Source organism: Rhizobium sp. NFACC06-2, from assembly GCF_900101425.1.
Taxonomy (GTDB): Bacteria; Pseudomonadota; Alphaproteobacteria; order Rhizobiales; family Rhizobiaceae; genus Agrobacterium; species Agrobacterium leguminum.
The window spans coordinates 321,621-344,772 of sequence record NZ_FMVA01000001.1 but is presented as its reverse complement, the minus strand read 5'-3'; the positions used below and the strand labels follow the sequence as shown (position 1 = coordinate 344,772).

The following is a 23,152-nucleotide window of genomic DNA, read 5'->3' as shown; positions in this document are numbered from 1 at the left end:
TCATTACGGGAAAATATCATGACCATGATCCAGAATATCTCGCCCATCGATGGCTCGGTTTATGCCGAGCGGGAGGCGATGTCGCTGGAGGCGGCGCGGGCCGCCGTTTCGAGAGCGCGCAAGGCGCAAAAGGACTGGGCGCGGCGTCCGCTTGAGGACCGCGTTCAGCTGGTTCTGAAGGGTGTCGCCCGCCTCAATGAAATGGTGGATGAGGTCGTGCCGGAACTTGCCCATATGATGGGCCGTCCGGTGCGTTATGGCGGCGAGTTCAAGGGCTTTAACGAGCGCTCCAACTATGTCGCCTCCATCGCCGCCGATGCGCTGGCGCCGCTCGTCATAGAGGAAAGCGGCAATTTCGAACGCCGCATCGAGCGCGAGGCGCATGGCGTGGTCTTCGTCATCGCGCCGTGGAACTATCCTTACATGACGGCGATCAACACCGTCGCACCCGCCTTGATGGCCGGTAATACGGTCGTCATAAAACATGCGGCGCAGACGCTGCTGGTGGGCGAGCGCATGGTGCGGGCTTTTGTCGAGGCCGGTGTGCCTGACGATGTCTTCATCAATGTTTTCCTGGACCATGGCACGACCTCGGCGCTCATTTCCGAGGGCCTGTTCAATTTCGTCAATTTCACCGGTTCGGTGGAAGGCGGCCGTGCCATCGAACGCGCCGCTGCCGGCACCTTCACCGGTCTCGGGCTTGAACTCGGCGGCAAGGACCCCGGTTACGTGATGGAGGATGCCGATCTGGACGCCGCCGTCGATACGCTGATGGATGGTGCGACCTATAATTCGGGGCAATGCTGCTGCGGCATCGAGCGTATTTACGTCAACGAAAACCTCTATGACGCCTTCGTCGAGAAGTCCGTGGCGTGGGTGTCCAACTACAAGCTCGGCAATCCGCTGGTTGAGGAAACGACGCTCGGGCCGATGGCCAACAAGCGTTTCGCCAAGGTGGTGCGGGCGCAGGTCGCCGATGCTGTTGCCAAGGGCGCCAAAGCGCTGGTCGATCCGAAGCTTTTCCCCGCCGATGACGGCGAGAGCGCTTATGTCGCGCCGCAAGTGCTCGTCAATGTCGATCATTCGATGGAGTTCATGACCGAAGAAACCTTCGGCCCGGCCGTCGGCATCATGAAAGTGAAGAACGACGACGAAGCCATCGCGCTGATGAATGACAGCAAATATGGCCTCACCGCCTCGCTGTGGACGCAGGATGCCGCCCGGGCCGGGCGCATCGGCCGCGAAATCGAAACCGGCACCGTGTTCATGAACCGCGCCGATTATCTCGACCCCGCCCTTTGCTGGACCGGCGTCAAGGAAACCGGCCGAGGCGGCTCGCTATCCGTTCTCGGTTTCCAGAACCTGACCCGCCCGAAATCCTACCATCTGAAGAAAGTCACGAAATGAATATCGTCGCCAACTGGAGCTATCCCACCGCCGTCAAGCTTGGCCGTGGCCGGATCAAGGAACTGGCGGAAGCCTGCAAGACGCTCGGCATCCAAAAGCCGCTGCTCGTGACGGATCGCGGCCTTGCCAATATGGCGATCACCGCGCATGCGCTCGACGTGCTGGAAGAGGCGGGTCTCGGCCGGGCGATCTTTGCCGAGGTCGATCCCAATCCCAACGAAATCAACATGGAAGCCGGCGTGAGGGCCTATCGCGATGGCGGTCATGACGGCGTCGTCGCCTTCGGCGGCGGCTCTGGCCTTGATCTCGGCAAGACCATCGCCTTCATGGCCGGGCAGACGCGCCCGGTCTGGGATTTCGAGGATATCGGTGACTGGTGGGCCCGGGCGGACGCTTCAAAGATCGCGCCCATCGTTGCGGTTCCGACGACGGCGGGCACCGGTTCGGAAGTCGGCCGCGCCAGCGTCATCACCAACTCGCAGACCCATGTGAAGAAGATCATCTTCCATCCGAAGCTTCTGCCCGGCGTCGTCATATGCGATCCGGAACTGACGGTCGGCATGCCGAAGGTCATCACGGCAGGTACGGGCATGGATGCCTTTGCCCATTGCCTCGAAGCCTATTCGTCGCCCTTCTATCATCCGATGAGCGCCGGTGTGGCGCTGGAGGGGCTGCGGCTCGTCAAGGAATTCCTGCCGCGCGCCTATAAGGACGGCACGGATATCGAAGCGCGCACCAACATGATGGCGGCGGCGGCGATGGGGGCGGTCGCCTTCCAGAAGGGCCTCGGCGCCATTCACTCGATCTCGCATCCGATCGGCGCGGTCTACAACACCCATCACGGCATGACCAATGCCGTCGTCATGCCGGCGGTGCTGCGCTTCAACCGCCTCGCCATCGAAGACAAGATTGCCCGCGCGGCCGCCTATCTCGGCATTTCCGGTGGCTTCGACGGCTTCTATAATTATGTGCTGGGGCTTCGCAGGGAACTCGGCGTGCCGGAAAACCTGACCGCCCTAGGCATCAAGCCCGATCGTATCGACGAACTCGCGGCGGAGGCGATCAAGGATCCGAGCTGCGGCGGTAATCCGGTGCCGATGACGCTGGAGAATACGAAGAAGTTGTTCGAGGACTGCTTTTAAATGAGATTTTCAGCATTGTCGCCATTGCTGGCAGTGGCGTTCTTAAGTCTGCCTTATGTGGCGCAGGCCGCTTCTTTTAAGGAGCTTTCCGGTCAGGGTTACAAAGTCGGAACCCTATCGAGCAACAAGGCGGGAATCCGGGGATGGAACTTGTCCAAGGGCTCCGACCGCTATTTCTGTGAGATGCGCGCGACTATGGCGTATTCCGGAAAGAATGGCATGGTATCCTTCACCAGCGCCGGCCGCATGATCACGCTTGATCGTGCAACAGTTGAGAAAAGCCTGGGCAGTTCCCTGAATTTGCCAAAGTACGAAGATCTCAAAGCCGGCCGCCTGCGCGCGGACGATGTCGGGTCCTGCCGAAAGCTGGCGTGATCAATCGGATGACAGAAGCCCGCGATTTATCGCGGGCTTTTTGTTGTCCCCAAAAACGATCTTAGTCTTTTCTTAACCATGTTCGTTAAGGTTATGGAAAGCACCATGAATTGCTTCGGTGCGTGAATGAGCATGAAACGGCTCTGACCAACAGGGGGTGTCATGTCAGTCATCACTTTCGCCAACACCAAGGGCGGTGCCGGAAAAACGACAGCAGTGCTGCTTCTGGCAACCGAACTGGCCCGCAGCGGTCACCGCGTGACGGTTCTGGATGCCGATCCGCAATTGTGGATTTCCCGCTGGCACGACTTGTCCGGCGAGATCGAAAATCTCTCGGTGATTTCGCATGTGACGATGGCTTCGCTTGAAGGCCATATTCGCGAGAATAAAACCAATACCGACTGTTTCATCATCGACCTGCCGGGTGCGAAAAGCCCGCTTCTGACCATGGCGCTCGGCATTTCCGATCATGTGCTGATCCCGGTTCAAGGTTCAGCCATGGATGCGCGCGGCGCTGCCGAAGTTCTGGATCACATCGAATTCCTGAACCGCAAGATGGGCAAGGCTATCGCCCATTCGATCGTGCTGACGCGGGTGAATGCCATGGTGGCGACGCGCTCCCTGCTGCTCGTCAAAATGCTGCTGGCGGAAAAGAACGTCTCGGTGCTCAATACGCCGATTGTCGAGAGAGCGGCCTATCGCGATATTTTCGATTATGGCGGTACGCTCCTCTGTCTCGACAAGGACAAGGTCAGCAATATCGACAAGGCGGTGGAGAACGCGAAAGCCTTCGCCACCGAAGTCATCGGCCTGCTGCCGAAACGTCTTTTGCGGCTGGGCACGCAACCTGCGCGTCTTTTCACCCGCAAGGCCGCCTGAAACATTGATTTCGGCGTTCTATCCGTCTGCGGTCTTCATCACCGCAGACGGATGATGATGCCTTGGACCATTGGCCGCCGTTGAGCTTGTCCGGGCATCGGTCGACGTTTTTCCGCGCCGGTTTCATTATTCGCTTGAATTGGAAATGATCATTTCCTATATTCCGGCCATGAGCAATATCAACCACACCAATTCACCGGAACAGCGCCATCGCGGCAGGCCGCGCGAGTTTGACGTCGACCGTGCGCTCGATGGGGCGATCCGCGTTTTTTCGCGACGCGGCTATCATGCCACCTCCGTCGGTGATCTCACCGATGCGATGGAACTGGCGCAGGGTAGCCTTTACAAGGCTTTCAAGGACAAGAAAGCCATCTTCATCGCCACGATGGAACGCTACAGGATCGTGCAGACCGAGCGTTTCGAAGCGGCGGTGGCCGGTTGTGACACCGGTTATGAGCGCCTGAGGGCGGGCCTGATGTTCTATGCGGAACGGTCGTATGGCGGTGTCGGCTCTGACGGATGTCTGGTGGTTGGTGCTGCTGCCGATCTGGCGGCTCTGGATGACGATATTGCAATCGTGGTCGAGCGGGCGGTGAAGGCGAGGGAGCGAATTGTCGCCCGCCTCGTTGCCGAAGGGCAGAAGGATGGTTCCGTGCGTTCGAAGGCCGATCCCGACGATCTCGCCCGGGCGATGTTGTGCATGATGTACGGCATGCGCGTGGTGGGAAAGACGGGGCGCAGCCTCAAAGACATGGTGGCCGTGGTGGATATCGCCATGAAGCTTGCCGAGTGATTTTGTGACTATTTAGGAAACAATTGTTTCCATATTGGAGAAAATGATGACGACGCGTGTAATTGAAGGGGATGATGTCGAGGCAACATCCATTTCCCCGGCCTTGACGTTCCTCTTGGCGACTGCCTGCGGACTGATTGCCGCCAATCTTTATTATGGCCAGCCGCTGGCCGGCATCATCGGGGCGGAACTCGGTCTTTCTGCCGGTGCGACGGGGCTGATCGTGACCCTGACCCAGATCGGTTACGGTATCGGTCTGCTGTTTGTCGTGCCGCTCGGCGATCTCGTTGAAAACCGCAAGCTGGTGGTCAGCGCCGTTGCGATGGCGGTGCTTTCCCTTGTGGCGGCAGCATTTGCGCCGCATGCGGCCCCGTTTCTGATTGCGGCCTTTCTGGTCGGCGTCAGTTCCGTGGCGGTGCAGGTCATCGTTCCCTATGCCGCCCACATGGCGCCGCATGCCATTCGCGGCCGGGTGGTCGGCAATGTCATGAGCGGGCTGATGGCCGGCATCATGCTGGCGCGGCCGGTTTCCAGCCTTCTGTCGGAAGTGGTCTCCTGGCGCGGTGTGTTTCTGACCTCGGCGGCCGTCATGGCGCTTCTTGCCGTGGTGCTTTTCCGGCTTCTGCCCGCCCGTATGCCCGATGCGCGGCTGAGCTATGGGGCCTTGATGGCTTCGATGGGCCGGCTGGCGCTGCACACGCCGATCCTGCGGCGGCGGGCGATCTATCACGCCTTCCTGTTTGCGGCTTTCAGCCTGTTCTGGACCACGACGCCGCTTTATCTGAGCGGACCGCATTTCAATCTGAGCCAGGGTGAGATCGCGCTTTTCGCGCTGGCCGGTGCGGCCGGCACCGTGGCCGCGCCGATTGCCGGGCGGATGGCGGACCGTGGCTGGACGCGTGCGGCCACCTTCTTTGCCCTGGTGGCGGTGGCGCTCTCCTTCGCCGTCACGCATCTTGCGCCCGAAGGCTCGCATCTGGCGCTCGCCATTCTGGTCGTCGCCGCCATTGTTCTGGATTTCGGCGTCACCACCAATCTGGTGCTTGGCCAGCGTGCTATCTTCACGCTCGGGGCGGAATTCCGCAGCCGTTTGAACGGCATCTATATGGCGACGTTCTTCATGGGCGGCGCAATCGGTTCCGCCGTTGGCGGCTGGGCCTATGCCGTCGGCGAATGGCAAGCCGCCTCTTGGATCGGCTTCGCCTTGCCGGTGGCAGCCCTGCTTTATTTCCTCACGGAAAAACGTGACTGAAACGCCACCAAATGAAAAAAGCCCGGCAGACCAAACCGCCGGGCTTTTTCTTTTTTCTTTCGGTCGATCCTATTCCGCGAATTCGACCACCACGCCGGGACGGACCATTTTCGCCAGTTCGGTCGCATCCCAGTTGGTCAGGCGGATACAGCCGTGGCTGTTGGTCTTGCCGATCTTCGAGGGTTCCGGCGTGCCGTGAATGCCGTAGGTCGGCTTCGACAAGGCAATCCAGACCGTGCCGACCGGGCCGTTCGGACCCGGGGGAATCTGCAGGATCTTGTCGTTCTGGCCCTGCTTGAAGTTGATCTTCGGATTATAGGTGTAGCCGGGATTGAGCGCGATGCGCTCCACCGTGTGCGTGCCGCTTGGCGAGGGCGTGTCCGTGGAACCGATGGTGGCCGGATAGGCGGCGATCAGATTGCCGTCCTGACCATAGGCGAACACCTGCTTGATACCCTTATGCGCGACGATGCGGGCAACCTGTCCTTTTTTTGTCTCGCCCGGATTGACGACCTTGATGATGGTGCCGGGAACGGAAAAATCGATGCCGGGGTTCAGTTCCTTCAGATAGTTCTCATCCATGTGGAAACGTTCGGCGAGCGCTTCCGACGTCGAGGTGAAGGAGAGGGCAGGCAGCTGCGACTTCTCGGCATAGTCGTCCGGGATGGAGGCGACATAGGGGCCGGCGGCGTCGGCGGCGGTAATGGTGTAGTCGACGATCGGCATGCCGCCGGAAGCGCGCAGACGCTCCAGAATGTCATCGGAATTGTTGGGGTCGAGCTTTTCGCCGGTCATGTCTTGCCAGGCGGCAATCGCCTTGTTGACGTTGTCGCCCATCTTGCCGTCGATAACGCCGGGCGAGATGCCTTCACGGTCGAGGAATGTCTGGAGCGCGACGATTTCCTGGCGCGAGCGATTGACCGGCGTTGTTACCGGCGTATGGCGCTCGATCAGGTGGTCCGGCTGCGGAACGGCGGCCGTGGTGCTTTCGCCCGGCATCGGCTGGCCGAGCGGGCCGCTTTCCACCGCACCGGGTGCGGGAACGGAGCCGGTATAGAAATTCTCGTCGGAACCATCGCCGCGATATTCGCGGTAATCGCGCACGCTGCCATTGTCCTGATAGCCGTAGTCGCGTTGTGGCTCGCGATATTGGCCGCCGGGGGCGGGCGGGTAATAGGTGGTGTCGCGCTGGCGCGCCTGCTGTCGCTGCTGGTAGCCCGAGGGCATTTCGGTGGCGAGGAGATTGCCGTACTGGTCGTAAAACACCGTGCGTCCCATGGAATCGCGGCTGATGACGATATCGCCGCGCTCCGGCATGAAGTCGAGCACACGACCGTCCGGGGTCACCAGCATCGTCTGCTGATCGCCATAACGCTGCTGCGCGCCAGCCTGTAGCGGGGCGATAGCTGCCGCCAGCGCGACTGTCAGACCCAGAGCTGCGTTAAGAAACTGTTTCACGATTCTGCTATCCCTTACTTGTTCACCGATAAACACACCGCAATCTTGACCCTATTGTGAAAAAGGTGAATTCGCGGTTAATGCAATCTTAATTTCCGTCACGGTTAGTAGCGTTTCCGTGAAGCATGCGTTTTCAGGGTGACAGGGAGGTCTATCTTGCGTTCGTTTCAGGCTGGCAGATCGCCACGCATTTTCCTCGATGAAACCTCCGTCTTCGATATCGGCGCCTGCGTCGTCGATGGCATCGACATCGCGCCCGGTCGCGCCATTCCCGACGATGGCGATGCGCGCATCGACCACTCGCTGGAAGGCTTTCTGTTCACCTGCGGCCCCGACCATATCCGCCATCCCGAGCCGATCGATGGCGGCGGTGAGGGACGTCGATATCCGCTGCATGGGTCCTTTTCCTCGCATCCCGCGACGGTCATTGCGTTCGATGTTCAAGAGTCCAATGCATTGGCGCGCGTCGAGGTTCCCGTGAAGCTTGCCGATGGCGGCACGGCCCTTCTGGAACGGACATGGCGCATCGACGGAGAGAGCGGCGAGGTCAGCCTCGATGATAAGATCGTCAACACGTCCGAGCGGCCCATTCCAGTGTTCCTGATGTATCATATGAATGTCGGCGCGCGCCTCTTCGACAATGCCGTGCGGCTTGAGGGCGCGATGTTGGAAGGCGGCGGCCACGGCTGGCGTTTCGGCGAGGAGCCGGGCAATGTTTTCTGCGTTGCCGCCGGTGATGACGAGTGGGCGTCGCTCGCGCTCGGACCGATTGCGGCCATTGGCGGGAAAACGCTGACGGTGCGTTTTCGCACGCAAACGCTGCCCTATCTGCAGATGTGGCGCAACCAGCAGGCGCCGGCCAATGTGCTCGGCATCGAGCCGGTATCGCATCGCTGGGTCGGGCGGAGCGAGCTTGAGGCTTCCGGCGAGTTCAATATTCTCCAGCCGGGCGAAAGCCGTTCCTTCGGCCTGCGCTTTTCCATCCTCTGAACTGTAGCGAATGACGGTGCGCCATCATTGACGCACGGGGTTTGACCGCTTACATCGGATGCGGATTTCTAGATCGTTTTGGCTTTTCTTCGAATCGCCAAACCGATCTAGCTCTTTGATTTTACGCGTTGTCCGGACGTAAAAGCGTTTCCGCTTTTACTGGAAACGCTCTAAGGGTGACAGCCAGCGGCGCGGACGCCGGTTTCAGCGGAGGCATGACATGGATATCAGGCGCATAGACGACGAATATTCGGTAACGGGACAGATCAGCGTCGCCGATCTCGACGAGATCAAGGCGCTCGGCTTCAAGTCGATCGTCTGCCACCGCCCTGACGGCGAAGAAGACGGCCAGCCGCTTTTCGCCGATATTGCCGAGCGTGCCGAACAGCTTGGCCTCACCATCATGCATGTGCCGGTTGGCCGCTATGGCGTCGATGCCGATGCCGTTACCGGCATGGTGGATGCACTGGACGAATTGCAGCGCCCGATGCTCGGCTATTGCCGTTCCGGTGCGCGCTCGACGGCAATCTACGAAAAGACCCATCACCTGCGCGGCTGATTTTCCGCGCATCATTCTATTTTAAATGCCAATCAACAGGAGTTTTCCATGACCATCAAGCGTATCGAGCCGGGCAAGCGCATGAGCGGCGCCGTCGTTCACGGCAACACCGTTTATCTGGCCGGCCAAGTTGGCGAAGGCACGAGCGTTACGGAACAGAGCAAGTCCGCTCTCGCTGAAGTCGACCGCCTGCTGGCCGCTGCCGGTTCGGACAAGTCGAAGATCCTGCAGACCATCATCTACCTCTCCGACATGTCCACCTTCGGCGAAATGAACGCCGTCTGGGAAGGCTGGATCGACCCGGCAAACCCGCCGGCCCGCGCCACCAGCGGTGCACCATTGGCCACGCCGGACTACAAGGTTGAGTTCATCGTGACCGCTGCTCTCTGAGCATCCGTCTGAGTTTTCAAGAAAAGGCCGGGTCGCGGAATGCGGCCCGGCTTTTTTGATGGGATGGGGTCAAAAACTCTCCCCGTCATGCCGGGCTTGATCCGGCATCCAGCCACGGCGCGTCTGCGCCGTGAAGAGAGTCTTTCGGGATCAATGACTTGATCGCGCTGGACCCCGGATCTAGTCCGGGGTGACGGCGCGGCGTTGCGACATGGCCACAGAATGCCAAGTTTTCATGTTTTTTGAATCGCTTGCGTCCGTCACCTCACCGGCGAAGCAAGCGCCTTCTCAAACTGCTTCAACGTCGTCACCCGCTCCGCAAACCACAGCCGCGCCAGATCGCTCGCCGAGGCGAGATCGATGCCATCCGGGTCGATGGAGGTGATCGTCCAACGGCCGCTTTTTGCGCCGGCCAGAACGGCAAGCCGGGCCGCTTCGCCCTTGATGGCGTTAAGGCGGATCACTTCGCTTTCCGCCGCCGCCATCAGTTCGTCTGCACCTGACAGATCGGTGCGCAGATCGGCCGGGGTGATGTTGCTGGCATTGCGGGCCGGGCCGCCATTGATCTGCACGCCTTCCGTCCGCAACCGGTAAAGTCTCGTGTCGGGAAGGGAGAGATAAAGTTTCGCTTTGGGGTAGCGGGCAATGTAGCGCGCGATGGCGAGCGGCACTTCATCCGGGCCGATTTGTTCCGCCTTGCCCACCAGTGTCAGCCGCGGCAGCGTCAGGGCATCGCCCTTGCCGAAGGGGGCGAGCGTCAGCGAGATGCGTGCGTCCGCCTCCATGTTGCGGGCATGCAGCGTCAGCCCCGCCGCGAAGAAGAACGGCGTCCCGTCCGGCTCGATGCCGATATTGGTGGCGGTCGTATAGGGATATCCACTGAGGGGATCGAGGGTCGCAAGCGCTGCCGTGCGGGACGTGTGCAGCACATCCCGGGCCACGCGCACGGCCTCGAAAGGCGCGCCGGCCGAGGGTTCGATTTTTGCGCCGCGCGGGGTGATGACGAGAGGGGCTGTATCCGGCATGTCTTATCCTGAGTGAGTGGATGCTGAGAGAAGCATAAAACCTCTCCACGTCATGCTCGGGCCTGTCCCGAGCATCTGCAACCGATCGATTTAACTCGACGTTATTGGATCCTCGGGACAAGCCCGAGGATGACGTCAAGCGAGCGTCAGGATTTACACCATGCCGGAGCCGTGTCCATGCGTAATATCAGCTTCCGGTCCTGATCTGTGTCAGGGTACGCGTTGGCGTGATGGCTTCGGCATCCAGCTTCACCTCGATGATGGCCGGCTTGCCGCTTGCCCGCGCCCGTTCGAAGGCGGCGGCAAAGTCTTGCGTTCTTTCCACCGTTTCGCCGTGGCCGCCATAGGCTTTGGCAAAGGCGTTGAAATCCGGATTGACGAGATCGGTGCCGCTGACACGGCCGGGATATTCCCGCTCCTGATGCATGCGGATCGTGCCGTAGGTGCCGTTATTGACCAGTACGGTGATGATCGGCAGGCCGTAACGCACGGCGGTGATGAATTCCTGCCCATGCATCATGAAACAGCCGTCGCCGGCAAAGCAGATCACCTCACGCTCGGGGAACAGATGCTTGGCCGCGACCGCTGCCGGCAGGCCGTAACCCATCGAGCCTGATGTTGGGGCCGATTGTGTATTGTATCGACGGAAACGATGGAAGCGATGCACCCAGGTGGCATAGTTGCCGGCGCCATTGGTGAAGATCGCATCCTGGGGCACATTGGCCTCGATCCAGTCCATGATCGGACCCATCTGCACAGCGCCGGGGCCGGTCTTCGGCGGGGTGGACCAGCTGAGATAGGCCGCATGCATGGCGGCGGTGCGATCCGCCCATGCGGCGCTGCCGGAAACTGTGATGGAGGAGAGGGCGGCGATAAAATCGTCCGGTGCGGCGCAGATTGCGAGATCGGGACGGTAAACGCGGCCAAGCTCTTCGGCTTCCGGATAAATATGGACGAGTTTCTGCGACGGGTAGGGGATGTCGAGCAGCGTATAGCCGGAAGACGGCATTTCGGAGAGGCGGCCGCCGAGCAGCACCACGAGATCGGCCTCCTTGATCTCCTTGGCCAGCGCCGGGTTGATGCCGATGCCGACATCGCCCGCATAGGAGGGGCTCAGATGATCGAACAGCATCTGGCGGCGGAAGGAGCAGCCGACGGGCAGCTTGTTGTTTTCCGCAAATGCCTTGAAGCCTGCGACGCTTTCCTCGGACCAGCGTGTGCCGCCGATGATGAAGACCGGGCGCTTCGCCTCGCCAAGCATTTTTGCGAAGGCGGCCATCTGTGACGGGCCGGGATGCGCTTCGACCGGAGTATAGGGCTTTGCTTCGGGCGCTTCGACCTCTTCCACCAGCATGTCTTCGGGCAGCGTCAGCACCACCGGGCCGGGGCGGCCGGAGGTGGCGACGGCAAAGGCGCGGGTGACGAATTCGGGGATGCGGCGCGCATCGTCGATCTCACCCACCCATTTGGCGAATTCGGTGAAGGCGCGGCGATATTCCACTTCCTGAAACGCCTCGCGCTCGCGGGCGTCGCGCTGCACCTGACCGATGAAGAGGATCATCGGAATGGAATCCTGCCTTGCGATGTGCAGGCCGGCCGAGGCGTTGGTGGCGCCCGGTCCGCGGGTCACCATGCAGATGCCGGGTTCACCCGTCAGCCGGCCCCATGTGTCGGCCATCATGGCGGCGCCGCCTTCCTGGCGGCAGACCACGGTTTCGATGCCGCTTTCATAAAGCGCATCCAGTACGGCGAGATAGCTTTCGCCCGGAACGCAGGAAACGCGGGAGACGCCATTGGCCTTCAGCGCTTCGACGATCAATTGCCCGCCTGTTCTTTTCATTCCGGCTGCAGTCATGGCGTCGTGGTCCTTTCGATGTTTTCCAGTTCGGCCAGCACCTGCGCCTGATGTTCGCCGAGCTTCGGGCTCGGGCGTTCATAGCGCAGCGGCGTTTGCGACATGATAATGGGTGTTCGGACCCCGGGGATGACGGTGCCGTCTTCCGCCTCCAGATCGACGCGAAGGCCGCGCGCCTTCACCTGCGGATCGGCGAACATTTCCTCGATGGAATTGATCGGTCCGGCAGGGACGGCATTCTTTTCGCAGGCGGTCAGAAGATCGCGCTTCTGCCATTTCAGCGTTTCGGTGGAAACGATCTGCCGGACTTCCGCTTTATGGGCCACGCGGGCCTTGTTCGTCGCGTAACATTCGTCATCGGCAATCGCGCCGATGCCGAGGATATTGCAGAGGCGGCGGAACTGGCCGTCATTGCCGACCGCGAGGATCAGGAAACCGTCAGCCGTCGGCACCACCTCATAGGGGGAAATATTCGGATGGGCGTTGCCGAGCCGGACGGGCGGCTTGCCGGAAATCAGGTAATTCATGTTCTGGTTGGCGAGCACGGCCGATTGCACATCGAGAAGAGCCATGTCGATATGCTGGCCTTCGCCTGTGCGGATGGCGTGGATCAGCGCCGCCTGAATGGCCGATACGGAATAGATGCCGGTGAAAATATCGGCAACCGCCACGCCCGCCTTCATCGGCTGGCCGTCGGCTTCGCCCGTTATCGACATGAAGCCGGACATGCCCTGAACGATATAGTCGTATCCGGCGAGATCGGCATAAGGCCCGGTCTGGCCGAAGCCGGTGATGGAGCAATAGATCAGCTTCGGATTGAGCGCCTTCAGGCTCTCGTAGTCGAGGCCATATTTGGCAAGCCCGCCGCGCTTGAAATTTTCGATGACGACATCGGCGGTGCGCACCAGCCGGCGCACCAGCTCGCAGCCCTCGGGCGTTTTCAGATCGGCGACGATGGAGCGTTTGCCGCGATTGGTGGCGTGGTAATAGGCGGCGGAGAGGTTTTCTCCATCTTCGCTTTCGACGAAAGGCGGTCCCCATGCGCGGGTATCGTCGCCGCCCTCGGGGTTTTCGACCTTGATGACATCAGCGCCCATATCGGCCAGCATCTGCCCTGCCCAGGGACCGGCCAGAACCCGCGCCAGCTCGATGACGCGAATGCCTGATAGCGGCGGTTTCCTGTTCAGCATGTCGGTCATCGGTCCCCCGGTATTTGTGTCTGCCGGTTTATAGACCGCCGCTTGCCGCGTCGCATGTGATTTTATCTCATGGACTTATTCCGTTTCGGCAAAGGCCCTCGATCGCCGACGACGCGGCCGCACCAGACGGCAAAATCCGCCGCGACGGGCTGCCAGCCTATTTCGTTCAAGGTCTCGTGTCGCATGCCCTTGTAGATCGTGTGCTCGACACGGCTGAAACCTGCCTCGCGGAAACGCTCCGCCAGCCAGACGATCTCCTTGCCGTCATTGGTGGCTTTGTCCTGATCGCCGCTGACAAGCAGAAGCGGCAAGGTTTTTGGCAGGCGCTTGATGAGTTTCGGTGCGCGATAGGAGAGTTCGAAGACATCCTGCCACAGGGAAACGCTCGCCTCGAACTGGCAGAGCGGGTCTTCCACATAGGCGTCCACCGCCGCCCTGTCGTGGCTCAGCCAGTCGGCATGGGTGCGTCTTTCCGGCATTTTCGCATTCCACACGCGGAAGGTTGCCTTCGGCAGAATGGCGCTCGGCACATCCGAGCCTTTCAGCATCTTTTCAAGCCGCAGCACCACCTGCGCGAGGCGGCCCATGATGCCGGGATTGAGATTGGAATTCCAGATCGACAGACCATCGAAGGCATCCGGGTGGCTGACGGCGGTGTTGAGCGCGACGAGGCCGCCCATGGAATGGCCGAACAGGATGACCGGCAGGCCGGGATGTCTTTCACCGACCATCACGCGCATCGCCACGACGTCGGCCACGACCTTGTCCGCGCCATCCTTCCAGGCAAATCGACCGAGAGGCGCATCCGCGGCTTTCGTGCGGCCGTGGCCGCGATGGTCATGGGCATAGACCTCTAAACCCTGTTTCGCCATGACATCGGCAAAACGGCGGTAACGGCCGGCGTGCTCGACAAGGCCGTGGCAGATCATCAGCACGCCACGAGCGGGGGATAGAGCAGAAGGTTGATGACGGAAGGCGATCGATGCGCCGGAAGGGGCTTCCAGCCTCTCAATCCGGCTGAACGCGAAGTTATCGGTCGTCTCATTCATGGCAGCACCCATCGTCTCATCACGCAGCTTGTCATAATCATGGGGTCATAATCGTGCCAGAGGTTGCCCCAAGGTCCTATTTACCCTACATAGCGGCAAATTTCCCGATACGTACTCTTAAAAATCCGATGTGGAGCATTCGCTACAATGGCACGTCAATTCATCTATCACATGGCTGGGCTGAACAAGTCCTATGGCGCGAAGAAGGTTCTGGAGAACGTCCATCTCTCCTTCTACCCCGATGCCAAGATCGGTATCCTCGGCCCGAACGGCGCCGGTAAGTCGACCGTTCTCAAAATCATGGCCGGCCTCGACAAGGAATATACCGGTGAAGCCTGGCTGGCCGAAGGTGCTACGCTCGGTTATCTCGAGCAGGAGCCGAAGCTCGACGAAAACAAGACCGTGATGGAAAACGTCATGGAAGGCGTGGCGAGCAAGACGGCCATCGTCGACCGCTACAACGAATTGATGATGAACTATTCCGACGAAACGGCGGATGAGGGCGCAAAGCTCCAGGACATGATCGACAGCCAGAACCTCTGGGATCTGGAAAATCAGGTCGAAATGGCCATGGACGCCCTGCGCTGCCCGCCCGGCGATTCGCCGGTGACTGGCCTTTCGGGCGGTGAGCGTCGCCGCGTGGCGCTTTGCCGCCTGCTGCTGTCGCAGCCGGACCTGCTGCTGCTCGACGAACCGACCAACCATCTGGATGCCGAAACCATCGCATGGCTCGAAAAGCACCTGCGCGACTATCCCGGCGCCGTGATGATGATCACCCACGACCGTTACTTCCTCGACAACGTCACGGGCTGGATTCTTGAGCTCGACCGCGGCCGCGGCATTCCTTACGAAGGCAATTACTCCGCTTACCTGCAGGCGAAAGCCAAGCGCATGCAGCAGGAAGCCCGCGAAGATGCCTCGCGGCAGAAGGCAATCAGCCGTGAACAGGAATGGATCGCCTCCAGCCCCAAGGCCCGCCAGACGAAGTCCAAGGCACGTATCAAGGCCTATGACGAGCTGGTGGAAGCAGCGGAAAACCGTCGTCCCGGCGATGCGCAGATCGTTATCCCGGTTGCCGAGCGTCTCGGACGTGTGGTCATCGAGGCTGAGAACCTCACCAAATCCTATGGCGACCGCGTGCTGATCGAGAACCTGTCCTTCAAGCTCCCGCCCGGCGGTATTGTCGGCGTCATCGGCCCGAACGGCGCCGGTAAGACGACGCTGTTCAAGATGATCACCGGCCAGGAAAAGCCTGATAGCGGTTCTGTGACCGTTGGTGACACCGTTCAGCTCGGTTATGTTGACCAGAGCCGTGACGCGCTGGCGGGTGACAAGACCGTGTGGGAAGAAATCTCCGGCGGCAACGACATCATCAAGCTCGGCAAGTTCGAAGTGAACTCGCGCGCCTATTGCGGCGCCTTCAACTTTAAAGGCGGCGATCAGCAGCAGAAGGTCGGCAACCTTTCGGGTGGTCAGCGCAACCGCGTGCACCTCGCCAAGATGCTGAAGGCCGGCGGCAACGTGCTGCTACTCGACGAACCGACCAACGACCTTGATACGGAAACGCTGGCAGCGCTTGAAGAAGCTCTGGAAGCCTTCGCCGGCTGCGCCGTTATCATCAGCCACGATCGTATGTTCCTTGACCGTCTGGCCACGCACATCCTCGCTTTCGAGGGTGACAGCCATGTGGAATGGTTCGAAGGCAACTTCGAGGACTATGAAAAGGACAAGGTCCGCCGCCTGGGCCCGGAAAGCATCAAGCCCGGCCGGGTTAGCTACAAGCGCCTGACACGCTGATCCTTTTCCAGATGACTTAAAAAGGGCCCGCCGCAAAGCGGGCCTTTTACTGTGTAATAAGCGGGCCTGATGAAGGTATAAGCCACTTTGCGCTTGCATCTCGCGCCACATCGACATAAAGATATCTTTATATCTTGATTAGTATGTGAGGCGCGACAGAGTGGCGTTCGGTCTGGACAAATTGGTGGATCTCTTGAAGGCGGCGGGTGAACCGACGCGCTTCCGATTGCTGGCGCTTCTTTCTGCCGGCGATCTGACGGTCACTGACCTTACCGAAATTCTCGGCCAGTCTCAGCCGCGTATTTCCCGCCACCTCAAGCTTTTGACGGAAGAGGGGCTGATCGAGCGGTATCAGGAAGGCGCATGGGCTTATTTTCGCCTGCGGCAAGATGGTGAGCCCGCCATTGTCATCCGGCAGCTGCTTGGCGCCGCATCGCCCTCGGACGCCGTTCTTCAGCGTGACAGCGAACGTCTTGCCACCGTCAAGCGGGTGCGCGCGGAGCGGGCGCAGGATTATTTCAGCCGCAACGCCTCCGCGTGGGACGAGCTGCGCCGCCTGCATGTCAGCGACGAGGCCGTGGAAGGCGCGCTCCTGAAGCTGGTGGGCACCACGCCGGTCGATTCGCTGCTCGACCTCGGCACGGGCACCGGCCGCATCCTGCAGCTTCTGAGCGGTATCTATCGCCGCGCGATCGGTGTGGATGCCAGCCGTGACATGCTGTCGGTGGCGCGTGCCAATCTCGACAAGGCGGGCGTGGTCAATGCATCCGTGCGCCATGGCGATATTCTCAACCTGCCGCTGGAAGGCCAGGATTTCGATCTGATCGTCATCCATCAGGTCCTGCATTTTCTCGACCAGCCGGAAATTGCGCTGTCCGAAGCCGCGCGCATGCTGCGCCCCGGCGGGCGGCTGATCGTTATCGATCTTGCGCCGCATTCCTTCGAATATCTGCGCGACGAGCATGCGCATGTGCGGCTCGGTTTCTCGCATCCGCTGATGGAAGAGTGGCTGAAGAAGGCCGGACTTTCTCTGGAGCGTGCCGTCGATCTTCATTCTGAAAAAGCGTCCGACGAAGCTCTGGATGTTACGATTTGGGTTGCCCGTGACCAGCGGCTGCTGATGGCAGACGATGTGGTGCAAGAGGCCGTTTTACTTGCTGCCGGGAGGGCATGATATGTTGAGGTCGGAAACCGCGCGCCGTGATGGCGATATCCGGTTGTCTTTCGAGTTTTTCCCGCCCAAGAATCCCGAGATGGAAACCCAGCTCTGGGAAACGGTTGCCGAACTGAAGAAATGGAACCCGGATTTCGTGTCGGTCACCTATGGCGCCGGCGGTTCCACCAAAGCGCCGACGCTGGATGCGGTGCGCCGGATGATCGGCGACAGCCATCTGGCGACCGCTGCGCATCTGACCTGCGTGGATGCCAGCCGTGAGGACGTGCATCAGGTCATCGAAGAGTTTCGTAATGCCGGCGTTCGTCATTTCGTGGCGCTGCGCGGCGATCCCTCCACGGGCATCGGCACGGCCTACAAGCCGCATCCGGAAGGGTATGAGAACGCCGCCGCTCTGGTGAAGGGGCTGCGTGAAATTGCCGATTTCGAGATTTCCGTGTCGGCCTATCCGGAAAAGCACCCGGAAAGCGCAAGCGAAGCGGTCGATATCGATATGCTGAAGCGCAAGGCGGATAATGGCGCGACGCGGGCGCTGACGCAGTTCTTCTTCGATAATGACGTGTTCGAACGTTATATGGAGCGGGTGACGGCTGCGGGCATCACCATTCCGGTGGTTCCGGGCATCATGCCGATCCAGAACCTCACCCAGCTCAAGCGTTTCGCCGGCCGCTGCGGCACCAGCATTCCCGGTTTTCTGGATGAGCGTTTCGAAGGTTATGACGACGATCTGGAAGGTCGTGCCCGCGTGGCCGCGGAGGTTGCCGCCGAGCAGATCGCCGATCTTCAGCGGCGTGGCGTCAATGAGTTCCATCTCTACACCATGAACCGCGCGCCGCTGGTTGATGCGGTGCTTGAAAATCTCGGGCTGGAGCGTCTGCGCCGCAGCGCCGCCTGATTTTACCAGAGCAGATTACCGAGATGAAAAAAGCGCAGGTCCCTCAGGGCCTGCGCTTTTTAAACTCGTGTCATCTACGGTTCTTATCTGCGTTTGGTCTTCACGTCTCGTCAGATGAAAAGCATCATCGCTACGAACAAAAACGCCAAACCGACTGCCAAGGCATTGAGAGATTTTGTAAGTCCCATGGGTGCCTCCTCTTGTTGACAGGTTCGATAATATGACCGTTTTGTGGCAGTTGAAAAGCGGTTTTTGTGATGCAGTGCAGCACGTCTCCGAATGACATAAAAAAGAAATTTCTGTAATTATTTGAAAATAAAAGATTATTTTCTTATCACGCAGTGCTTCATATGTTTAAAAAAAGTAAATGACCGGGGTGTTATCCCCAGTCATCAGGTCGAGATTAACGCTTTATGCCTTGATTCCGTCCGACAGATTAAGGGCCGGAAGGCGCCGTTAAGATTGCTTAAAGCGCCTGCAGAAGTGCGGTCGAAGGCCAGCCATCGGCGGGCATTCCGAGACGCTGCTGCTCCTTCTGGATGGCGACGCGGGTGCCGGAACCGAGAATGCCATCCACCTTGCCGACATTGTGTCCGCGCGCCTCAAGCTTGGTCTGAAGCTCCTTCATGGTCGCGTCATCGAAGCCGGGCTCGGGATTGCCCTTGTTGTAGACGGGAGAGCCCATGAGGCGGGTGGCGAAATAGGCGGCTGAGGTCGTGTAGATGAACGACTGGTTCCATTCCAGATAGATGTTGAAGTTCGGATAGGTGATGAAGGTCGGTCCCTTGCGTCCCTGCGGCATGATGAGGGCTGCGGGCAGGGTGGCGAAGTTTCTGTTGCCGTCGCGCGGGGTGACGCCCAGTGCGAACCAGTCACCGGCGGTCAGCGGGCCGCCGAGGCCGGATTTTTCCCAAGGCAGGTTTTCCGGCAGCGAGACTTCCTGAATCCAGGGTTCGCCCTTCTTGAAACCGAGATGCTGGATGAACTTCGCAGCCGTCAGGATCGCATCCGGGGCGCTGCTCTTGACGTTGATGTGGCCGTCGCCATCGCCGTCGACGCCGAAGGCGATGATGTCCTTGGGCAGCATCTGCACCTGACCGATTTCACCGGCCCATGCGCCGGTATTGGTGGCGGGATCGAGATCGCCGTGCTGGACCATTTCGATCAGCGCCAGCAGCTGCGGGCGGAAGAGTTCCGGGCGGCGGCAATCATGCGAGAGGGTTACAAGCGCGTTGCGGGTGTTGAAATCGCCCTGAACGGCGCCGAAATCCGTCTCCATGGCCCAGAAGGCGGCGATGACGCCGGCCGGAACACCGAATTCGTTTTCGGCGCGGGCGAAGGTGGAGGAGAGTTCCTGAAGTTTCTTGCGGCCGATATCCAGACGGGCCTGGCTGACGGTGCGCTGGGAGAATTCCAGGAAGGTCTGGCGGAAGACGCCCTGTGCACGGTCACGCGAGAGCACCTTCGGGTCGATCTGCGCGCCGGCAAGCGCCTTCTGGATCGCGTCGGCCGGAATGCCCTTGGCAAGCGCGTCGGCTTTCACGCCTTCGAGGAATGCACCGAGATCGCCGCCGCAGGCAACCTGCTTGGGATCGTCAGGCGCGGCCACTGGCGGTGTGGCGAGGGCGGAGCCGGTGGAAAGAAGCGACAAAGCGGCGGCAAAAACGATGCTGCGCGACCGGAACGTGGGCATGGGAATTTCCTCGATAGGTTGTTAGCCCGCTTTACCCATATGTTTGCGACAAAAAAACGGACCGAATGATCTGACGTTGCAGAACAACGCCGATTTTTCAAAAGTGTTGCTTCTTGGCCGTGTTATTTGGCGGAAGCAATCCATTTCCGCCAGTTTTTCTCCGTTCCGGCAAAGACATTGATGTCGGTCGGACCGTTCACGCCGGGGACGACGCCGGTTGCGGTATATTGCCAGAAGGCCCATTTGCGATCTTCGTAAATCTTGGCCGGATGGGCGGCGACGGAGCGGACCCAGAAATGGTAATCCTTGAACTGGCCGACGAGATTGTCGCGATGGAAGTCGACCGAGGTATAGATGATCGGACGCTTGCCATAGTGGGCTTCGATGCGGTCGAGGAAACGCTGCATCTCGGCGCGAACGATGCCGGGCGCCGGGCGCGTCTTGCAGGTGGGCGAGGCCGGGTTCCATTCCACGTCGAGAACCGGGGGCAGGGTGACGGCCTCCTTCGGCACGTTGCGAATGAACCAGTCGGCCTGGGCGTCTGCTGTCGAACAGAAATAATAGAAGTGGTAGGGCGCGTGCAGAACATCTGCCGCCGCCGCGCTGCGCCAATGGTCGCCGAATTTCGGATCGATGCGGTCCGATCCCTCCGTCGCCTTGATGAAGACGAAGGACACGCCTGATTCGCGCACGGTCGGCCAGTCGACATCGCCATTCCATTTGGACACGTCGATGCCGTGCACCTCATGGCGGTGCGGGTTGTTCGTGCCGAAATCCTGCGGATCGGTATCGGAAAATTTCGGCCTGGAAACGGATGCGGTTTCCAGCAGGTCATAGCTGGTGGAGGTGCAGCCGCCGATCAACAGCAAAGCCGACAATAGTGCCGATAAACGCAGCCGCATTGAAACCCTGATGAAAGTGTTGCCCATCCCGCGGCCGCAAAACGGCGCGCCGTATCTCCCGATTTACGCATAACATGGTAAACAAGCGGTTATGGCAAGGGGCAAGGTGCTTTTTTGCATCTCGCAAGCCGCTGGATTTGAAGCGATCTGCGATTTTTACTGCTGAAACGTCGCCCGGCGGAGCCTTGAAGACTACGCCACAGGCGCGCAGGCGGGATTCGCAATCCGCCGGGAATCAGGCGTCGGCCAGGATGCGGTGGATTTTCGGCTGCTGCGCTTCGGCAACCGGAAGCGTGATGACAGCCCGCCAGGCATAACCCCGGGCGATTTCCTCGAATTCGAGATTACCGTCAAAACGGCCGGCCATATTGGCCAGAACATAGCGGAGATTGGCGCGGGGCGTGACGTGGAAACGGGTGAGCCAGGCTTGCAGAAGGGTGCGGAACCACTTCGGCAATTGTTCCTGCTGGCCGAAATCGACGATATGCAGCGAGCCGCCGGGTTTCAGCGCCGTGAGCGCCTGTTCGATCGCCTTTTCCCAGTCCGGTATCATCGACAGCGCATAAGGGATCATGACGCGGTCGAAGCCGTCGGGCTGGCCGAATTCGGAGGCGCGAAAAGCAGTGGCATCGGCCACGCGCAGAATGGGGCGTTCCGCCTTGCCGGCGAAATTTTCGGCTGCGGTCAGCAGCATTTCGGCGGAAATGTCGAGGCCGAACAGTCTTGCCTGCGGAAATTTGCGGCTGGCCAGCAGCAGGTTGCGGCCGGTGCCGCAGCCGACTTCCAACAGCGTGCCGCCCTTCGGCACGTCGAGGCCGGAAATGGTCCGGTCACGGCCGAGAAGGTAATATTTGCGGGTGATATCGTAGATATGCCGCTGGTGGCGATACATGCGGTCCATCAGGCTCGCATGCGCGCTATCTGCAAGGCCCACATTCTCGCCGATGGTTTTCATGCCATAGCCCTCTGATAGATATGGAAGCCGCCGTAGATGGCCGAGCGGTCCATGGCGTTGAGCTCGTTGGAGCGCTCTTCGAGATAGACCCACTGGTTGCGGATATCGGGCGAAAGCCGGCCTTCGATGACGCTCTTTTCGGCCGCGGTGCGGAAGATGACGCGCGCACTGGGCGCGGCGGTGCGGCTGATCTGCGACCACAATTCGTTGAGCTGCGTGTCCGTCATCCAGTCCTGCGCATCGAGGAGGATATAGCGGTCGACGGCGCTTGCCGGCTTTCTGGAGAGAAGCTCGGTATAGGTGGCGTGGTGAACCGCGACGCGTGCCGTGTTGTTGCGGATCGTCTCGTAATATTCCGGCTTGAGATAGGCGGGCAGCGCGCCCTCATGCGGCTCGGGATAACGGCGTGCAAAGGCCTGCCAGGCGAAATAATTGTCGCTGAGCGGGAAGTTGCAGGCGAGCTTTTCCAGCCGTTCCTTCAGCACGGATGCGACCGTGCCATTGGCGGAAAGGCTGGCCAACTCGTCATATTGCCGGGGCGGGATGCCGAGGCCGAAGAGCGAGCTTTTGCGCTTCGTCAGCCAGCGCACCACCGGCTTGTCGAACAACGGCGCCACCTTGCTGTCGAAAAACTGGCGCTGTTCGTCCAGCGTGCGGGTCTTGGCCATTTCGGTCAGCTTTACGCCGTGCAGCCGGGCCATGAGATGGCCGACGCCGATGAAGCGGCCGAGCAGGCCGGTGCGATAGATGTTCCTGTCGAAGACAGAGATGCGGCGGCGGCCGGAAAGGGTGCGCTTCGACCAGTAAGCCTTGGTCGTGGCGTCGAGATGCTCGGCGATGAAGCGGTCGTAACCGTGGCTGTTGCTGCGCGTATTGGCGCGGCCGAAGTGGCGCACCACGTCCTGATGGGCGGGCAGATGGCGGAAGGCGGCGAGCTTCAGCTTGTTCAGCGCGATGTGGTGCGGGTTGAGGTCCACGACATCGATGCTGGCCGGATTGCGGGAGAGATAGGCCAGCATGTTGCAGCCGCCCGAGCCGATGGTGACGATGCGGTGACCTTCGCCAAGCTCCATCGCTTCCATGTCGATTTCCGGGTCTTCCCATATCTGCGGATAGACGAGGCCGGAAAAGAGGACGCCGAAGAAGCGCTCGGACAGACCGCTTTTGGAGAGTGCCTTGTGCTGGAGCAATGCGGACTTCAGTTTCGTGTTCTTGCTGAAGCCGGTCTTGGGTGCCGCACTCGTCATATGTTCACCTCTCAGTCGATTGAGAGGCGTCTACAGCCGTGACACTACAATTTGATGACAGGGGCTGTGGGCAAAGCCGGGGAATAGGGCTGTCGGTGGAAAACCAGCCCGCGCCG

The 23,152-nt window shown here is 60.3% G+C and carries 21 protein-coding genes; 12 read left to right on the top strand and 9 right to left on the bottom strand.

Annotated features, from left to right (window positions below; all coding sequences use genetic code 11):
- The first annotated feature begins 18 nt into the window (after nt 1-18).
- From F3H58_RS01860 to F3H58_RS01835, 6 genes are all read left to right on the top strand, one after another.
- The gene (locus tag F3H58_RS01860) at nt 19-1,407 is read left to right on the top strand and encodes an aldehyde dehydrogenase family protein (protein WP_149741015.1); all 1,389 of its coding nucleotides are present in this window, start codon (nt 19-21) and stop codon (nt 1,405-1,407) included.
- Complete coding sequence (locus F3H58_RS01855; protein ID WP_149741014.1) at nt 1,404-2,549, top strand: iron-containing alcohol dehydrogenase; 1,146 nt, start codon at nt 1,404-1,406, stop codon at nt 2,547-2,549. Before F3H58_RS01860 ends, F3H58_RS01855 begins: the two co-directional genes overlap by 4 nt.
- Entirely contained in the window at nt 2,550-2,924 is a 375-nt protein-coding gene (locus tag F3H58_RS01850; RefSeq protein WP_149741013.1) for a hypothetical protein, read from the top strand.
- A 162-nt stretch (nt 2,925-3,086) separates the two neighbouring features.
- A complete protein-coding gene (locus F3H58_RS01845) occupies nt 3,087-3,803 on the top strand; it encodes an AAA family ATPase (protein ID WP_149741012.1) in 717 nt (238 codons plus the stop codon).
- Nucleotides 3,804-3,948: 145 nt separating this feature from the next.
- On the top strand, nt 3,949-4,596 hold the full coding sequence (locus F3H58_RS01840; RefSeq protein ID WP_149741011.1) for a TetR/AcrR family transcriptional regulator: 648 nt from the start codon (nt 3,949-3,951) through the stop codon (nt 4,594-4,596).
- Nucleotides 4,597-4,642: 46 nt separating this feature from the next.
- Nucleotides 4,643-5,848: an MFS transporter gene (locus tag F3H58_RS01835; protein ID WP_020813639.1), complete on the top strand. Its 1,206-nt coding sequence runs from the start codon at nt 4,643-4,645 to the stop codon at nt 5,846-5,848.
- Nucleotides 5,849-5,917: 69 nt separating this feature from the next.
- On the opposite strand, the gene F3H58_RS01830 is transcribed toward F3H58_RS01835, so the two are convergent.
- Nucleotides 5,918-7,306: a L,D-transpeptidase family protein gene (locus F3H58_RS01830; RefSeq protein WP_020813638.1), complete on the bottom strand. Its 1,389-nt coding sequence runs from the start codon at nt 7,304-7,306 to the stop codon at nt 5,918-5,920.
- A 156-nt stretch (nt 7,307-7,462) separates the two neighbouring features.
- On the opposite strand from F3H58_RS01830, the gene F3H58_RS01825 reads away from it, so the two are divergent.
- The 3 genes from F3H58_RS01825 (at nt 7,463) to F3H58_RS01815 (ending at nt 9,245) form a co-directional block, all read left to right on the top strand.
- On the top strand, nt 7,463-8,296 hold the full coding sequence (locus F3H58_RS01825) for an aldose 1-epimerase family protein (protein WP_149741010.1): 834 nt from the start codon (nt 7,463-7,465) through the stop codon (nt 8,294-8,296).
- 220 nt (nt 8,297-8,516) lie between these two features.
- Nucleotides 8,517-8,855 carry a protein tyrosine phosphatase family protein gene (locus F3H58_RS01820; protein WP_003494827.1) on the top strand — a complete coding sequence of 113 codons (339 nt, stop codon included), beginning with the start codon at nt 8,517-8,519 and terminating at the stop codon, nt 8,853-8,855.
- Nucleotides 8,856-8,903: 48 nt separating this feature from the next.
- Nucleotides 8,904-9,245 carry a RidA family protein gene (locus F3H58_RS01815; protein WP_003494829.1) on the top strand — a complete coding sequence of 114 codons (342 nt, stop codon included), beginning with the start codon at nt 8,904-8,906 and terminating at the stop codon, nt 9,243-9,245.
- Between the two features lie 260 nt (nt 9,246-9,505).
- Here the strand turns inward: F3H58_RS01815 and F3H58_RS01810 are convergent, their stop codons facing one another.
- The 4 genes from F3H58_RS01810 to F3H58_RS01795 form a co-directional block, all read right to left on the bottom strand.
- On the bottom strand, nt 9,506-10,270 hold the full coding sequence (locus tag F3H58_RS01810; protein ID WP_149741009.1) for a HugZ family pyridoxamine 5'-phosphate oxidase: 765 nt from the start codon (nt 10,268-10,270) through the stop codon (nt 9,506-9,508).
- A gap of 187 nt (nt 10,271-10,457) precedes the next feature.
- The gene (locus F3H58_RS01805) at nt 10,458-12,125 is read right to left on the bottom strand and encodes a thiamine pyrophosphate-binding protein (RefSeq protein WP_188128733.1); all 1,668 of its coding nucleotides are present in this window, start codon (nt 12,123-12,125) and stop codon (nt 10,458-10,460) included.
- Nucleotides 12,122-13,324: a succinate--glutarate CoA-transferase gene (gene caiB, locus F3H58_RS01800; protein ID WP_149741008.1), complete on the bottom strand. Its 1,203-nt coding sequence runs from the start codon at nt 13,322-13,324 to the stop codon at nt 12,122-12,124. The genes F3H58_RS01805 and caiB overlap by 4 nt, the downstream gene beginning before the upstream one ends.
- A gap of 62 nt (nt 13,325-13,386) precedes the next feature.
- Nucleotides 13,387-14,373: an alpha/beta hydrolase gene (locus tag F3H58_RS01795; RefSeq protein ID WP_149741007.1), complete on the bottom strand. Its 987-nt coding sequence runs from the start codon at nt 14,371-14,373 to the stop codon at nt 13,387-13,389.
- 147 nt (nt 14,374-14,520) lie between these two features.
- Between F3H58_RS01795 and ettA the strand changes: the two genes are divergently transcribed.
- From ettA to metF, 3 genes are all read left to right on the top strand, one after another.
- A complete protein-coding gene (ettA, locus tag F3H58_RS01790; RefSeq protein WP_149741006.1) occupies nt 14,521-16,170 on the top strand; it encodes an energy-dependent translational throttle protein EttA in 1,650 nt (549 codons plus the stop codon).
- A gap of 160 nt (nt 16,171-16,330) precedes the next feature.
- On the top strand, nt 16,331-17,344 hold the full coding sequence (locus tag F3H58_RS01785; protein WP_149741005.1) for an ArsR/SmtB family transcription factor: 1,014 nt from the start codon (nt 16,331-16,333) through the stop codon (nt 17,342-17,344).
- Nucleotide 17,345: 1 nt separating this feature from the next.
- Nucleotides 17,346-18,239, top strand: coding sequence for a methylenetetrahydrofolate reductase [NAD(P)H] (metF, locus tag F3H58_RS01780; protein ID WP_003522177.1), 894 nt, complete (start codon nt 17,346-17,348; stop codon nt 18,237-18,239).
- A 466-nt stretch (nt 18,240-18,705) separates the two neighbouring features.
- Here metF and F3H58_RS01775 read toward each other — a convergent pair whose 3' ends face one another.
- The 4 genes from F3H58_RS01775 to F3H58_RS01760 form a co-directional block, all read right to left on the bottom strand.
- A complete protein-coding gene (locus F3H58_RS01775) occupies nt 18,706-19,932 on the bottom strand; it encodes a lytic murein transglycosylase (protein WP_065655800.1) in 1,227 nt (408 codons plus the stop codon).
- A gap of 122 nt (nt 19,933-20,054) precedes the next feature.
- Nucleotides 20,055-20,834, bottom strand: a complete 780-nt coding sequence (locus tag F3H58_RS01770; RefSeq protein ID WP_149741004.1) for a glycoside hydrolase family 25 protein — start codon at nt 20,832-20,834, stop codon at nt 20,055-20,057.
- Nucleotides 20,835-21,069: 235 nt separating this feature from the next.
- Nucleotides 21,070-21,789, bottom strand: a complete 720-nt coding sequence (locus F3H58_RS01765) for a class I SAM-dependent methyltransferase (protein ID WP_162935840.1) — start codon at nt 21,787-21,789, stop codon at nt 21,070-21,072.
- Entirely contained in the window at nt 21,786-23,036 is a 1,251-nt protein-coding gene (locus tag F3H58_RS01760; protein ID WP_149741003.1) for a BtaA family protein, read from the bottom strand. Before F3H58_RS01760 ends, F3H58_RS01765 begins: the two co-directional genes overlap by 4 nt.
- Nucleotides 23,037-23,152 lie beyond the last annotated feature (116 nt).